Annotated in this window: 12 protein-coding genes; 1 reads left to right on the forward strand and 11 read right to left on the reverse strand. The window is 62.5% G+C overall.

The window, feature by feature from the left end; all coding sequences use genetic code 11:
• From V6590_RS00950 to V6590_RS00965, 4 genes are read right to left on the reverse strand one after another with little or no spacing between them, the layout of a single operon-like run.
• Positions 1-603 carry a CvpA family protein gene (locus V6590_RS00950; RefSeq protein WP_335418197.1) on the reverse strand — a complete coding sequence of 201 codons (603 nt, stop codon included), beginning with the start codon at positions 601-603 and terminating at the stop codon, positions 1-3.
• A 19-nt stretch (positions 604-622) separates the two neighbouring features.
• The gene (radA, locus tag V6590_RS00955; RefSeq protein ID WP_335418200.1) at positions 623-1,978 is read right to left on the reverse strand and encodes a DNA repair protein RadA; all 1,356 of its coding nucleotides are present in this window, start codon (positions 1,976-1,978) and stop codon (positions 623-625) included.
• Entirely contained in the window at positions 1,978-2,955 is a 978-nt protein-coding gene (locus V6590_RS00960; RefSeq protein ID WP_335418203.1) for an LLM class flavin-dependent oxidoreductase, read from the reverse strand. The genes radA and V6590_RS00960 overlap by 1 nt, the downstream gene beginning before the upstream one ends.
• On the reverse strand, positions 2,952-3,392 hold the full coding sequence (locus V6590_RS00965) for a paraquat-inducible protein A (protein ID WP_335418206.1): 441 nt from the start codon (positions 3,390-3,392) through the stop codon (positions 2,952-2,954). Before V6590_RS00965 ends, V6590_RS00960 begins: the two co-directional genes overlap by 4 nt.
• A gap of 132 nt (positions 3,393-3,524) precedes the next feature.
• On the opposite strand from V6590_RS00965, the gene V6590_RS00970 reads away from it, so the two are divergent.
• A complete protein-coding gene (locus tag V6590_RS00970; protein ID WP_335418208.1) occupies positions 3,525-4,748 on the forward strand; it encodes a calcium-binding protein in 1,224 nt (407 codons plus the stop codon).
• Here V6590_RS00970 and V6590_RS00975 read toward each other — a convergent pair.
• The 7 genes from V6590_RS00975 to V6590_RS01005 form a co-directional block, all read right to left on the reverse strand.
• Positions 4,745-5,521, reverse strand: a complete 777-nt coding sequence (locus V6590_RS00975; protein WP_335418211.1) for a DNA repair protein — start codon at positions 5,519-5,521, stop codon at positions 4,745-4,747. The genes V6590_RS00970 and V6590_RS00975 overlap by 4 nt on opposite strands.
• A 163-nt stretch (positions 5,522-5,684) precedes the next feature.
• Entirely contained in the window at positions 5,685-6,431 is a 747-nt protein-coding gene (locus tag V6590_RS00980; RefSeq protein WP_335418213.1) for an ABC transporter ATP-binding protein, read from the reverse strand.
• Positions 6,428-7,198 carry an MlaE family ABC transporter permease gene (locus tag V6590_RS00985; protein WP_434063219.1) on the reverse strand — a complete coding sequence of 257 codons (771 nt, stop codon included), beginning with the start codon at positions 7,196-7,198 and terminating at the stop codon, positions 6,428-6,430. Before V6590_RS00985 ends, V6590_RS00980 begins: the two co-directional genes overlap by 4 nt.
• A 5-nt stretch (positions 7,199-7,203) precedes the next feature.
• On the reverse strand, positions 7,204-8,265 hold the full coding sequence (gene alr, locus V6590_RS00990; RefSeq protein WP_335418218.1) for an alanine racemase: 1,062 nt from the start codon (positions 8,263-8,265) through the stop codon (positions 7,204-7,206).
• 87 nt (positions 8,266-8,352) lie between these two features.
• A complete protein-coding gene (locus V6590_RS00995; protein WP_335418221.1) occupies positions 8,353-9,852 on the reverse strand; it encodes a replicative DNA helicase in 1,500 nt (499 codons plus the stop codon).
• A 272-nt stretch (positions 9,853-10,124) separates the two neighbouring features.
• On the reverse strand, positions 10,125-10,805 hold the full coding sequence (locus V6590_RS01000; protein WP_335418224.1) for an orotate phosphoribosyltransferase: 681 nt from the start codon (positions 10,803-10,805) through the stop codon (positions 10,125-10,127).
• Between the two features lie 100 nt (positions 10,806-10,905).
• Positions 10,906-12,255, reverse strand: coding sequence for a calcium-binding protein (locus V6590_RS01005; protein WP_335418228.1), 1,350 nt, complete (start codon positions 12,253-12,255; stop codon positions 10,906-10,908).
• Between the last annotated feature and the right edge of the window lie 115 nt (positions 12,256-12,370).

Below are 12,370 nucleotides of genomic sequence, written 5' to 3' on the forward strand. Positions count from 1 at the left end.
TCAGCCGCCGGTACCCGGCGCCGCAGCCGGAGCCGTGCCTTCAGGTGCGGCGGCAGTGCAGATCGCGGCAAGGTTCAGGTATTTCTCGATGATCCAGCCAGGCGCGTCTGACGGGATCTGCTGATCCAGATTGCCCTGGAATGTGGCGAAAACCTTGGCCGAGCGGGATTGATCCACCATCGGCACCGCGTTTTCACCGACGGCGCGGTCATAGACGATGAAGGCCACGGCCACCAGAATGACCCCGCGCGCCACACCGAACAGGAAGCCAAGCGCCTGATCCAGCCCCCCCAGCACCGACTGGTTCACCCAGGTGGACAGCAGCGGCGTGAACAGTGCGGCGATGATAAGACCCACGGCAAAGACCGCGACAAAGGCGGCCAGCACCGACAATTCGCAGCTTGCGGACAAGAACTCGCCCACCACCGGGATTTCCTTGACCAGCGGCTGCACTTGCCCGGCAAAGACATAGGCGAGGATCGCCGCGCCGATCCAGCCGGCAATCGCCATCGCCTCGCGCACCAGACCGCGCGAATAGGCAAGGATCGCCGACAGGACAATGACAGCGGCAACCACGCCGTCGATGATGGTGAAGCCTTCCATTCCCTACTCCCCGAAGCGTTCAGCCCGCCCCGAACATTTCGCCCACGAAAGCCGTCAGATCGGCCATTTCGCGCAAGCGCATCCCCTCGGCCTGCCCGGATTTTGACCGGGCCGGCAGTGTCGCCTGTGAAAAACCAAGTTTCGCCGCTTCTTTCAACCTGTTTTCCGTCTGGCCCACAGGGCGCAGCGCGCCCGACAGGCTGATTTCCCCGAAAAGCACCATATCTGGCGGAATTGCCACATCTTCCCGCGCCGAAAGCAGCGCCGCCGCCACCGCCAGATCGGCGGCGGGTTCGGTGACCTTCATGCCGCCTGCCACATTCAGGAACACATCCAGCCCGGCGAAGGGGATGCCGCAACGCGCCTCCAGCACCGCCAGAATGGTGGACAGGCGGCCCGAGTCGAGCCCGACGACAGTACGGCGCGGGGTGCCCAGGTTCGAGGGCGCGACAAGCGCCTGAATTTCGGTCAGCACCGGGCGGGTGCCTTCGATCCCGGCAAAGACCGCCGATCCGGGGGTGGCGGCCTCACGATCCGACAGGAACAGGGCCGAGGGGTTTAGGACCTCTGACAGCCCGTCGCCCGTCATTTCGAAGACACCGATTTCATCGGCCGGGCCAAAGCGGTTCTTGACGGCCCGCAGGATGCGGAACTGGTGGCCGCGTTCGCCTTCGAAATACAGCACCGTATCGACCATATGTTCCAGCACGCGCGGGCCTGCGATCGCGCCTTCCTTGGTTACATGGCCGACGATCACCACCGCCACACCGCGCCGTTTGGCGAATGTCACCAGTTCGTGCGCTGCCGCGCGCACCTGGCTGACCGATCCCGGCGCGCTTTCCACATTGTCCAGCCACATGGTCTGGATGGAATCGATCACCGCCAGATCGGGGCGTTCGGCATCCAGCGTGGTCAGGATATCGCGCAGGTTCGTTTCGGCCCCCAGCCCGACCGGCGCCTGTGCCAGCCCCAGACGCTGCGCCCGCATCCGCACCTGCGCTGCGGCCTCTTCACCGGAAATGTAAAGACATTTCAGGCCATTGCGGGCAAAACTTGCAGTGGCCTGCAGCAGAAGCGTGGATTTCCCGATCCCCGGATCACCGCCAACCAGAATGGCCGAGGCCGGAACCAGACCGCCCCCCAGCACCCGGTCCAACTCGCCGATGCCGCTGCTGGCGCGGGGGGGCGGGGCTTCTTCGGTGGCCAGATCGGAAATCGGGATGGTGCGGCCCTTGGCGGTGGGCTTGGGGCCAGCGGACAGGGGGGCTTCTTCGACAATGGTGTTCCAGCCGCCACAGGCATCGCATTTCCCGGCCCAGCGGGTATGGGCTGCCCCGCAGGCGGAACAGGTGAAGGATCGGGTTTGCTTGGCCATCAGCGCCAGACCTCGGCAATCAGGGTGAGCGACCTTTGCCGGGGCGCGAAATCATGGGTATCGGTGACCAGGATCAGCTCATCCGCGCGGGTTTCGGCCAGGATGCGATCCAGACCGCTGCGCACCTGTTCGGCGGTGCCGACGGCCTGACAGGCCAGCATGCGGCGCACCTGGCGTTCTTCCATCGGGGTCCAGTCCAGCGGGCCGGGGGGCTGCTGATAGCGGCGGTTGTTGCGCACAAGGCCCAGAAAGCCCTTTTCGACGGTGGTGAACAGATGCCGCGCCTCGGCCTCGGTGTCGGCTGCCAGCACATTCACCGCAACCATCGCATAGGGCTGTGCCAGCCGTGCCGAAGGCTTGAACCGCGACCGGTAAAGTAACAGGGCCTCGGTCAGTTGGGCGGGCGCGAAATGCGCGGCAAAGGCATAGGGCAGGCCCAGTTCGGCGGCCAGCAAGGCCCCGAATTCGGAAGATCCAAGGATGATGAACCCCACATCCGCCCCGGCAGCCGGGACGGCAGTGATGCCAAGGTCGTTTTCAGCCGCGAACCAGCCCATCAGCTCCACCATGTCCTGCGGAAAGCGGTCCGCCGCATAGGGATCGCGGCGCAGCGCGCGGATCAGGGTCGCGCCATCGGTGCCCGGCGCGCGTCCAAGGCCGAGGTCGATCCGGCCCGGAAACAATTGCGCCAGGGTGCCAAACTGTTCAGCCACCACATAAGGCGCATGATTGGGCAGCATGACCCCTGCCGCGCCGACCCGGATGGTGGCAGTCGCCGCTGCGACATGGCCGATGACCACGGGTGTCGCCGCCGAGGCGACGCCGACCATGTTGTGATGTTCAGCCACCAGATAGCGGTGGAAGCCAAGGCTTTCGGCATGGGCGGCGATCCGGGCGGCATTGCGCAGGGCCTGGGCTGGCCCCTGATCCTCGCGCACGCGGGTCAGATCAAGCAGGGAAAGCGGTGGCAGGGTCATGGCGTCTTCAGAAACAGCGAGGCAAGGATGCAACCGGTGAACAGATACAACCCCCAGGCGGTTTCCACAGTGGCAAGACCGATGCCTTTCACCAGCACGACATAGAGCGCAATCAGGAAGATATCGGCCATCGCCAGTTTGCCCAGCACCGCCAGCGCCGGTTCGGCACGCGCATCCAGCAACCCGAAATCGCGCAAGGCCCGGCCCAGAACCTTCAGCATCGGTGCGAAAATCGCACAGAAGGTGACGACCAACGCCAGCACCACATCGCTTTGCCATAGCGATTGCAGCCCGGAAATGACCGAGACTTCATCCAGCCCGAACACCGGCAACAGCCCGGCACGCAGCAGCGGGGCAAACCACGCAATTGGGAACAGGATCACCAGTGCCAGATTGACATAGCGGCCCGGCGTGGCCGTGAGAGAGGGAAATTGCATGACAGACCTGCCTTTCTTGCCCCTTGGTGGCCCGATGCCCCGGCGCCGTCAATGCCTGCTTGCCGCATCTGCGCGGCGGGTCTAGTCTGTTTGCAGATTTTTCCTGATGACACATTTGACAGAGGTGGCGGCATGGCTGCGATCACAATGGAATTTCCAATGAACACGGTCCAGTTTCTGCTGGGCAGCCTCACCGCTGTCACACAGGTATCCGGGGGCGGCAACAACGTCACCGTCACGCATGGCAGCGATCTTGAACTGGTCTTCACCGGGCAGGGCCTCAGCCTTGACGGGCTTGATCCGGTGGCGGGGCGCGTCAGCCGGATTGATGCCTATCAGCTGATCGACGGGATCACGACACTGGTGGGAACACTGGAAGTGTCTGATCCCGAGGGCTGGTTGTTTTCACGCGACGGTCTTCATGCCGGATACCGGGCCGAAGGGCATCGCATCAGCGGATCGGCAGGGTTTGACGTAATCAGCGGCGGGGCGGGCGCAGATCGGGTTTTCCCACGAGGTGGCGAGGACCGGATCTTTGCTGGCGCGGGCAACGACAAGGTGTCTATCGAAGCCTTCGTTCTGGGCGGTGTCGCCCCGCCGATGGAAGTGGACGGCGGAACGGGCCGTGATGAACTTGAAATCTTCGGGTCGCAGGGCAAGATCGACCTGCGGTCAGTGCAGATCAGCGGGTTCGAAACGATCTCGGCCGATACCGGAACCGTCATAACCCTTGGCGCGCAGCAATTGCTCGACATCGGCAGCATCGGGTTTTTCGGCACAGGGGTCACCTGGCGGGTGATCCAGTCTGCGGCAAGGCTTGATCTGCGCCCCATCGACAGTGTGGTGTTCGATCTGCTTCAGTTTGAACTCGTTGGGCGCAACGGGGCGGATGTGCAATTCGCGCATGACCAGATCGGCGCGGTGATGAAGGGGCGCGGCGGGGCAGACAGGCTGACCGGTGGCAATGGGCGCGATGACCTGTATGGCGGTGCACAATCGGATCGGCTGGTCGGGCGCGATGGCGCAGACAACCTGATCGGTGGTCTCGGGGCTGATACCTTGATCGGGGGCGAGGGCAATGATCGGCTCTGGGGCGGATCGGGGCGCGATCTGTTCGTCTTCGGTGCAGAGAGCGGCGAGGATGAGATCGTCGATTTCTCGGCCTTCGGGCCGACCTCTGACCGGATCGATCTGCGTGGGGTCGCAGGAATTACCGGATTTCGCGATCTGATGCGCAATCATCTGGTTGTCGATGGCGATGATCTGATCCTGCAATTGGGCGGCGCAAATCGGGTAGAGCTGGAAAATACGGCCCGTGCCGATCTGGACGCCGGGGATTTTCTGTTCTCTTCCTAATGCAGCCCGTCGGATTTTGATCCCGCAAGCGGCAGGGCCACCACGTTGCCATCACGCGGGTCGTCGAAATCATAGCCCAGACCGGGCAGGATTTCCTTCAGATCGGCCTCAAGCCGCCGGATCTGGTCGTGGTTGCGGCGTTCTTCGGTTTCCACATCGACCAGCCAACGGCGCAATTCATCGCAGGTCATCCGTGCAAGCTTGATGCGTTCGGCCATCTGATCGGCCTCGGCCTGCCGGGCCTTCAGGAATTCGCGGGCGCGGCCGACCTTGTCATCGCTGTAGGCCCGCGCCAGATCACGCGACTGGAATGACATTTGCGCTGCCAGTTCCAGCAGCTCCGGTTCCACATGGGTCAGATCCGGGTGCTTGCGCAGCAGTTCCATCCGCTGGCGCATCGCTTCGAATTCGTTCGACAGGCTGAACACCCCGGTCCGGTCGGAGGCATGGGCCAGACTGTAGGCGCGTTTCACATCCTCCATCCCGATCTGGAAAGACCGATGGGTCCGTTCCAGCCGGGCCATGCGGGCATTGGCCGGCAGGAAAAAGCACACGCAGAGCATGATCACAGTCAGCGCCAATTGCACCCATTTGCCCGCGTCAGGCACCGCCACATCCCCCCAGGACAGGGCAAGCGAGGGCCAGGGCATCTGGCCCAGCGACGCAAGGGCGCTGGACAGGGCCAGAAACGCGGTGATCGCCACAATCCCCCCGAAGGCAAGGGTCTGGGCCAGCAGCTGGGCCTGACGCATCAAGTTCGGGGTGTCGATCATCGTTAATCTCCTGCACATATCCGTTTAACTTTCGTGCAGGCCCTTAAAAATCAACACATTTTCGCCACAATTTACCAAATCGCATCCGGGCAGGTGGCAAACTGAGGATTGTTGCAGAAGCGGAAACAGACATTCGCGCAAAGGTTGCGGCGCGCGTGATCTCTCAACGCAGCGATTCGATGGGGCCTTCGGCCCGACCGTGGATGAACTGCTGGACATAAGGGTCTGGCGTTGCATCCATTTCCGAAACCGGGCCTGTCCAGCGCACCTTGCCGCCATGCAGCATGGCGACCGTGTCGGCTATCGCCCGGACGGAAGACATGTCATGCGTGATCGTCATGGCAGTGGCACCCATTTCCACCACGATTTCCCGGATCAGATCGTTGATGACGCCCGACATGATCGGATCAAGCCCGGTGGTCGGTTCATCGAAGAAGATGATCTCGGGGTCGGCGGCAATGGCGCGGGCCAGGCTGACGCGCTTTTGCATCCCACCCGAAAGCTCTGCCGGGAAAAGATCAGCCACCTGCGGGCCAAGGCCCACCCGGCGCAGCTTTTCGATGGCAATCTCGTGCGCTTCGGCCTTGGGACGCTTCAGCGCGCCACGCATCAGACGGAAGGCGACGTTTTCCCAGACGCGCATGGAATCGAACAGCGCGCCCCCCTGGAACAACATGCCAAACCGCGCCAGAAAGGCATCACGGTCGCCGGTCGTCACATCCTGACCGTCCAGCGTGATGCTGCCCGCATCAGGGCGCACCAGCCCGAGGATGGATTTCAACAGGACCGATTTGCCCGTGCCCGATCCGCCGATGATCACCATAGACGTGCCGGTGGCGATGGTCAGATCGACCCCGCGCAGCACCTGATGCGATCCGAAGGCCTTATGCACAGCGCGGAGTTCGATCATGAGAAGAACAGCTCCGTCAGCAGGTAGTTCGCCGCAAAGATCAGGACCGAGGCCGACACGACGGCGGATTTGGTGGCCCGGCCCACCCCCTGTGCCCCCCGCGCAGAATTCATCCCGTGATAGCAGCCCATCAACGCCACGATGAAGCCGAAAGCGGCGCCCTTCAGCAGGCCCGAGGTCACATCCCAGAGTTCCAGAAAATCAACGGTGTTCTTGATATAGGCGGCAGAGTTGAAGTCGAGCCGGTTCACCCCGACCAGCCAGCCGCCCATGATGCCGATGCTGTCGCCCACCGCCACCAGCACCGGCACAGCCAGCGTGGCCGCCAGAACGCGCGGCACGGCAAGGTATTTCATCGGGTTGGTGGACAGGGTGACCAGCGCGTCGATCTGTTCGGTCACCTTCATGGTGCCGATTTCGGCCGCGATGGAAGATGCCACCCGTGCCGCCACCATCAGCCCGCCCAGAACCGGGCCAAGCTCGCGCGCCATGCCGATGGCAACGATGGCAGGCACCACCGCCTCGGCGCTGAAGCGCGCGCCACCGGCATAGATCTGCAGCGCCAGCGCGCCACCGGTGAACAGCGCGGTCATCCCCACCACGGGCAAGGAAAACCAGCCGATCTGCATCAGCGCATGCAGGAATTCGCGCGGATAGAAGGGCGGGCGGACCATGTGGCTTACGATCTGCGCAGCAAAGATCGCAACCCGCCCGATGCTGGCCAGCAGATCCAGCGTCAGGCGGCCAAGCGCGGCAACCGGCGACAGAGAGCTCACGCCTGACCCCGGACAAGGGTCGAGGCATAGCGCCGGGTATAGCGGTGGCCAAGCGTGGTCAGCACCTCATAACCGATGGTTCCGGCGATATCGGCCAGATCATCCACGCCCTGCATCGGGCCCAGAATATCCAGACTGCGGGGAATTTCGCGCAGATGGCTGACATCGACCGTGATCAGGTCCATTGATACACGCCCGACGACCGGGCAGGGGGTCTGGCCATCAAAGACATTGATCGCATTCGAATAACGCCGGGTCAGCCCATCGGCATAGCCTGCCGCGACCGTTGCGATCAGCCGGGGTTCCGGGGCGGTATAGCCGCAGGCATAGCCCACGATCTCGCCCGCCGCCACTTCGCGGATCTGGATCACCGGCAGTGACAGGGCGACGACGCGCTGTGCCTGAACGAAGGGCCGCCCGCCATAAAGCCCGATCCCGGGCCGGGTCAGTTCGAAATGGTAATCCGCGCCCAGCAGGATGCCCCCGGTCGCCGCAAGACTGCGCGGCACGCCGATCCCATCGGTCATCGCGTGAAATTCGGCCAGTTGCGCCGCGTTCATCGCGTGATCGGGTTCATCGGCACAGGCCAGATGGCTCATCACCAGTTCGGGGTTCTGCTCCAGCACCAGCGCGGCGACCGCTTCCCATTCGCCGGCTTCCAGACCCAGCCGGTTCATCCCGGTATCAAGCTGCACGCCGAAGGGATGGCCGGGCAGGCTTTCCAGATGCCGGGTGATCTGTTCGACCGAATTCAGCATCGGCGTCAGGTCCAGATCATGGATCATCTCGGTATCGCCGGGCATATGGCCCGACAGGATATTGACCTGCGGCCCGGGGCCAAGTGCCTGACGCACCACGGCGCCTTCTTCGGCCACGGCCACGAAAAAGCGCCGAGCCCCCGCTTCGGCCAGGGCGCGCACAACACGGCGGGCGCCAAGCCCATAGGCATCGGCCTTGACCACCGCGGCGGTCTGCGTGGTCGGGTGGCTCAGACGGTCCAGCGCGCGCCAGTTGGCGGCGATGGCGTCGAGGTCAATGGTCAGGGTTGCAGTAGCCATGATGCGGGTTTTGACAGGGCCTGAGGGAAGGTCAAGGGGAAATGCCGGGCGGTTATGTCACGTCGGGCGGGAAAAGGCGGCGATGGGTCAGTAATCGCCGCCACCTTCGCCCGCCTGCCAGGCCTGTACAAGGTTGCCAAAGCGGGTGAACTTGCCCTCGAACGACAGTTCCACCGTGCCGATCGGCCCGTGGCGCTGCTTGCCGATGATACATTCGGCCTTGCCATGCACCCGTTCGGCCTTTTCCAGCCATTCGGGAAAGCGCGGATCATCTTCCGGCGGCTTCAACCGTTCGTGATAATATTCGTCGCGATAGACGAACATCACCACGTCGGCATCCTGTTCGATCGACCCGGATTCGCGCAGATCGCTCAGTTGCGGGCGCTTGTCATCCCGGCTTTCCACCGTCCGGCTCAGCTGGGACAGGGCGATCACGGGGATGTTCAATTCCTTGGCAATGGCCTTCAGGCCCTGGGTGATCTCTGAAACTTCCTGCACCCGGTTGGTTTCGCCCCGACCGGTGCCTTTCAGCAGTTGCAGATAGTCCACCATCAGCACATCAAGCCCATGGGTGCGCTTCAACCGCCGCGCCCGCGCCGCCACCTGGCTGATCGGCAGGGCCGGGGTGTCGTCGATATAGAGCGGGCAGGCCTCCAGCGATTTCGCGGCTTCGACAAAGCGGCGGAATTCGGTTTCGGTCATGTCGCCACGGCGGATCTGTTCGCTGGGCACTTCGGACGCTTCTGAAAGGATACGCGCGGCCAATTGCTCGGCGCTCATTTCAAGGCTGTAAAAGCCCACCACCCCGCCATCCACGGCGCCCTCGCTCCCATCAGGCAGGCGCCCGCGCTTGTAGGCCTTGGCAATGTTGAAGGCGATGTTGGTCGCAAGCGAGGTTTTCCCCATCGACGGACGACCGGCCAGGATGATGAGGTCGGACGGATGCAACCCGCCCAGTTTGCGATCCAGATCAATCAGCCCGGTGGAAATCCCGGCCAGACCGCCGCCGCGCTGATAGGCGGCATTGGCGCTGTTCACCGCTTCGGTCACCGCTTTCAGGAACGAGGTAAAGCCGCGTTCGGCGACGCCCTGTTCGCCCAGCTTGTACAGCCGCTGTTCGGCTTCGGTGATCTGTTCGCGGGGTTCCGAGGTCAGTTCGACCTTGGTGGCCTTGGCGGCAATATCGCGGCCCAGCCGGATCAATTCGCGCCGCACCGCCAGATCATAGATCATCTGCGCATAGTCGCGGGCGGCAAAGCTGCTGATCGCGGCCCCTGCCAGACGGACAAGGTATTGCGCGCCGCCCAGTTCCTTCAGCCCCGGATCATCCTCCAGAAAGGCCTTCAGCGTGACGGGCGAGGCGAGAGCGTTTTTCTGGATGCGTGCGGCCGCGATCTCGAAGATGCGGGCATGGACCGGATCGAAGAAATGCTCGGCCTTCACAAGGCTCGCGATGCGGTCATAGACATCGTTATTGGTCAGGATTGCGCCAAGAAGCTGCTGTTCGGCTTCGGTATTGTGCGGCAGCGCCTCGGTCTCGAGACTATCCGGAAGGGCGGCCGGCTTCAGCGCCGTGATCTCGTTCATATGCCTCGTCCCGTTTCTGCTTTTGTCGTTCCCGCTCTGCGATAGCCGCAGATGCCCTTGCAGGCAATCCGCGCACAACTCTGTGGACAAGATCAATGTCCCGTCCGCAGGTAGGGGTGGCCCCGTCCAACCCTACCATATTTCGTGGCATCATTGCACTTTAACCACGGCCCTGCGATTCGGGGCAGCGGTTATCCGCAAATTGCCCACAGCTTTGCCCACAGCCCGGCAGGGCTCTGGGCGGAAAGCCGCCGGGTCATATGGTCTGTCGGTCAGCCCTTGCTGCGTGCCGCCTGCCAGGCGCGGGGATCGCGCAGGAACTCTTCCACCCCGGCCAGGGTCTCGGCGTCAAAGCTGCCTTGGGCACGGGCCTCGGCCAGCATGTCCCACCAGGTGCAAAGGTGGATCAGCTTCACGCCATGATCGGCCAGACGCGCCTCGGTTTCGGGGAATATGCCGTAGTAGAAGATCACCGCCGTATGGCCACAGGTTGCGCCGGTGTCGCGGATCGCATCGACGAAAGACAGTTTCGAACCGCCATCGGTGGTCAGATCTTCCACCAGCAGCACACGCTGCCCCTCGGTCATCGCACCTTCGATCCGGGCATTGCGGCCATAGCCCTTGGGCTTCTTGCGCACATAGGTCATCGGCAGGGCCAGCCGTTCGGCCACCAGTGCGGCAAAGGGGATGCCCGCCGTCTCGCCGCCCGCGATATTGTCAAACGCCTCGAACCCCGCTTCGCGCATCACGGTGACGGCCATGAAATCCATCAGGGTGGAGCGGATGCGCGGGTACGAGATCAGCTTGCGGCAATCGATATAGGTCGGCGAAGGCAGGCCCGAGGCCAGCGTGAAGGGCTCGCGCGCATTGAAATGCACTGCGCCGATTTCCAGAAAGGCGCGCGCGGTCAGGCGGGCGATTTCTTCCTTGGGCGGAAATGAAGTCGGGATCATGTCGGTCCTTTCTGCCGGAGGGCGGCTGCGACCGGCTTAGCCGAGCCCGGGCCGGAAGAAAAGACTGCCGGGGCAGCGTTGGCTGCTCCGGCAGATGGGATCAGAACAGGAAATCGCCCGCCGAAAGATCAGAGATTTCAATCCCGATTAGGGTGATCGTGTTGCCCCTGCCATCATTGATGACGGTATCGCCATTCTCTTCTGTCAGGTGATTGCGCTTCAGATCGCGGAAGGAGGTGATGGTGGAAACTCCCGCAAGGCTGATCTTTTCAATCCGCGACTCGAAGCCAAAGCCGGTAATGACGTCATCGCCGAAACTGCCGCGGAAGATGAACAGATCCTCGCCGATATTGCCGCGCAAGGTGTCATTGCCCGCGCCGCCTTCCAGCGTGTCGTTCCCATCGCCGCCATCCAGAGAATCGTTCCCGGAAAGGCCGGAAAGGCGATCATTGCCCAATTCGCCTTCCAGCGTGTTGGCAGAGCGGGTACCGGTCAGCCTGTCATTGAAATCACTGCCGCGCGCAGATTCAAAACTGCGCAGCGTATCGCGGTCCCCGAAGCCATCTATGGCAAAGCCTTTGCCCAGATTGACCGTGACACCATTCTCGCCACCTTCATGACGGCTGTCACGATCATAGCGGACCTGATCGCGGCCTTTGCCGCCATCGAGTGTATCTGCACCAGCCAAGCCACGGATGATGTTGTCACCTGAATTTCCAGTCAGCCTGTCCGCATGGTTCGAGCCGCGCAGCATCTCGATGCTGGAAAGAACATCCCTGTTCCCCCAGCCATCAACCGCACGACCCGTGGCAAGATTGGCAATCACACCGTTCGGGTCATGTTGGAACGTCACCTGATCGTAACCCGTGCCACCCAGATAGGTATCATTTCCCTGGCTGGAGTAGAAGTAATCGTCGCCTACACCGCCCGAGAGCCGGTCACGACCGACGGTGCCGATCATCTCGTCATCTTCGGTGATGCTCTCGGGGTTCAGGCTTGACCAGCGGATCGAATTGCCTGCCGCAAAGTCTCCGGTCGCCGCCCCGATCGCCGAAATGCTGTCATCAAGCCTGTTCCATTCACTTACAGTCAGATCAGTCGGGATCGGGTCACCGGCCAAGGTGAAGATGTGGAGGCTGTCACTGTTGGGACCAGTTTCGATATCAAGAACCAGGACAGTCGATCTGTTGCCACCCCAGGTAACAGAGACAATGCTGGCGGTTACGTCGCTGGTTTCTTCAAGCGCATTCAGCGACTGCCAATCCAGCAGGATCTGAGGCATTGCGCCATCAAGTTCCAAAACTGGCAAATCATCTTCGATGCCGGTAATGCTGTAACTGAATGTCGTGTCGCGGCTTGGCACCGTGATCATGAGTTGCGTTTCGCCCGTTGAGACAGTGCTGTCCCCACGATGTTCCACCCTGAGCCCGGTCAGTGTTACTGTGGTCATCTGCGCCTCATGAAAACCGGAAAGCCGCGCTTGAATAGCTTGCAGCCCTATATCCGTGCGATCATAGAAGAGGGTGGTCTGTGCAATGGCGCGCTGTCAACCAGAAATGCAGGGT

Source organism: Gemmobacter denitrificans (genome assembly GCF_036964905.1).
Taxonomy (GTDB): Bacteria; Pseudomonadota; Alphaproteobacteria; order Rhodobacterales; family Rhodobacteraceae; genus Gemmobacter; species Gemmobacter denitrificans.

Coding starts and splice junctions, on each gene's coding strand:
- V6590_RS00960 (WP_335418203.1), bottom strand. CDS start 2,955: ATGACCCTGCCACCGCTTTCCCTGCTTGATCTGACCCGCGTGCGCGAG.
- V6590_RS00950 (WP_335418197.1), bottom strand. CDS start 603: ATGGAAGGCTTCACCATCATCGACGGCGTGGTTGCCGCTGTCATTGTC.
- V6590_RS00980 (WP_335418213.1), bottom strand. CDS start 6,431: ATGATCGAACTCCGCGCTGTGCATAAGGCCTTCGGATCGCATCAGGTG.
- radA (WP_335418200.1), bottom strand. CDS start 1,978: ATGGCCAAGCAAACCCGATCCTTCACCTGTTCCGCCTGCGGGGCAGCC.
- alr (WP_335418218.1), bottom strand. CDS start 8,265: ATGGCTACTGCAACCCTGACCATTGACCTCGACGCCATCGCCGCCAAC.
- V6590_RS00965 (WP_335418206.1), bottom strand. CDS start 3,392: ATGCAATTTCCCTCTCTCACGGCCACGCCGGGCCGCTATGTCAATCTG.
- V6590_RS00995 (WP_335418221.1), bottom strand. CDS start 9,852: ATGAACGAGATCACGGCGCTGAAGCCGGCCGCCCTTCCGGATAGTCTC.
- V6590_RS00975 (WP_335418211.1), bottom strand. CDS start 5,521: ATGATCGACACCCCGAACTTGATGCGTCAGGCCCAGCTGCTGGCCCAG.
- V6590_RS00970 (WP_335418208.1), top strand. CDS start 3,525: ATGGCTGCGATCACAATGGAATTTCCAATGAACACGGTCCAGTTTCTG.
- V6590_RS01000 (WP_335418224.1), bottom strand. CDS start 10,805: ATGATCCCGACTTCATTTCCGCCCAAGGAAGAAATCGCCCGCCTGACC.
- V6590_RS01005 (WP_335418228.1), bottom strand. CDS start 12,255: ATGACCACAGTAACACTGACCGGGCTCAGGGTGGAACATCGTGGGGAC.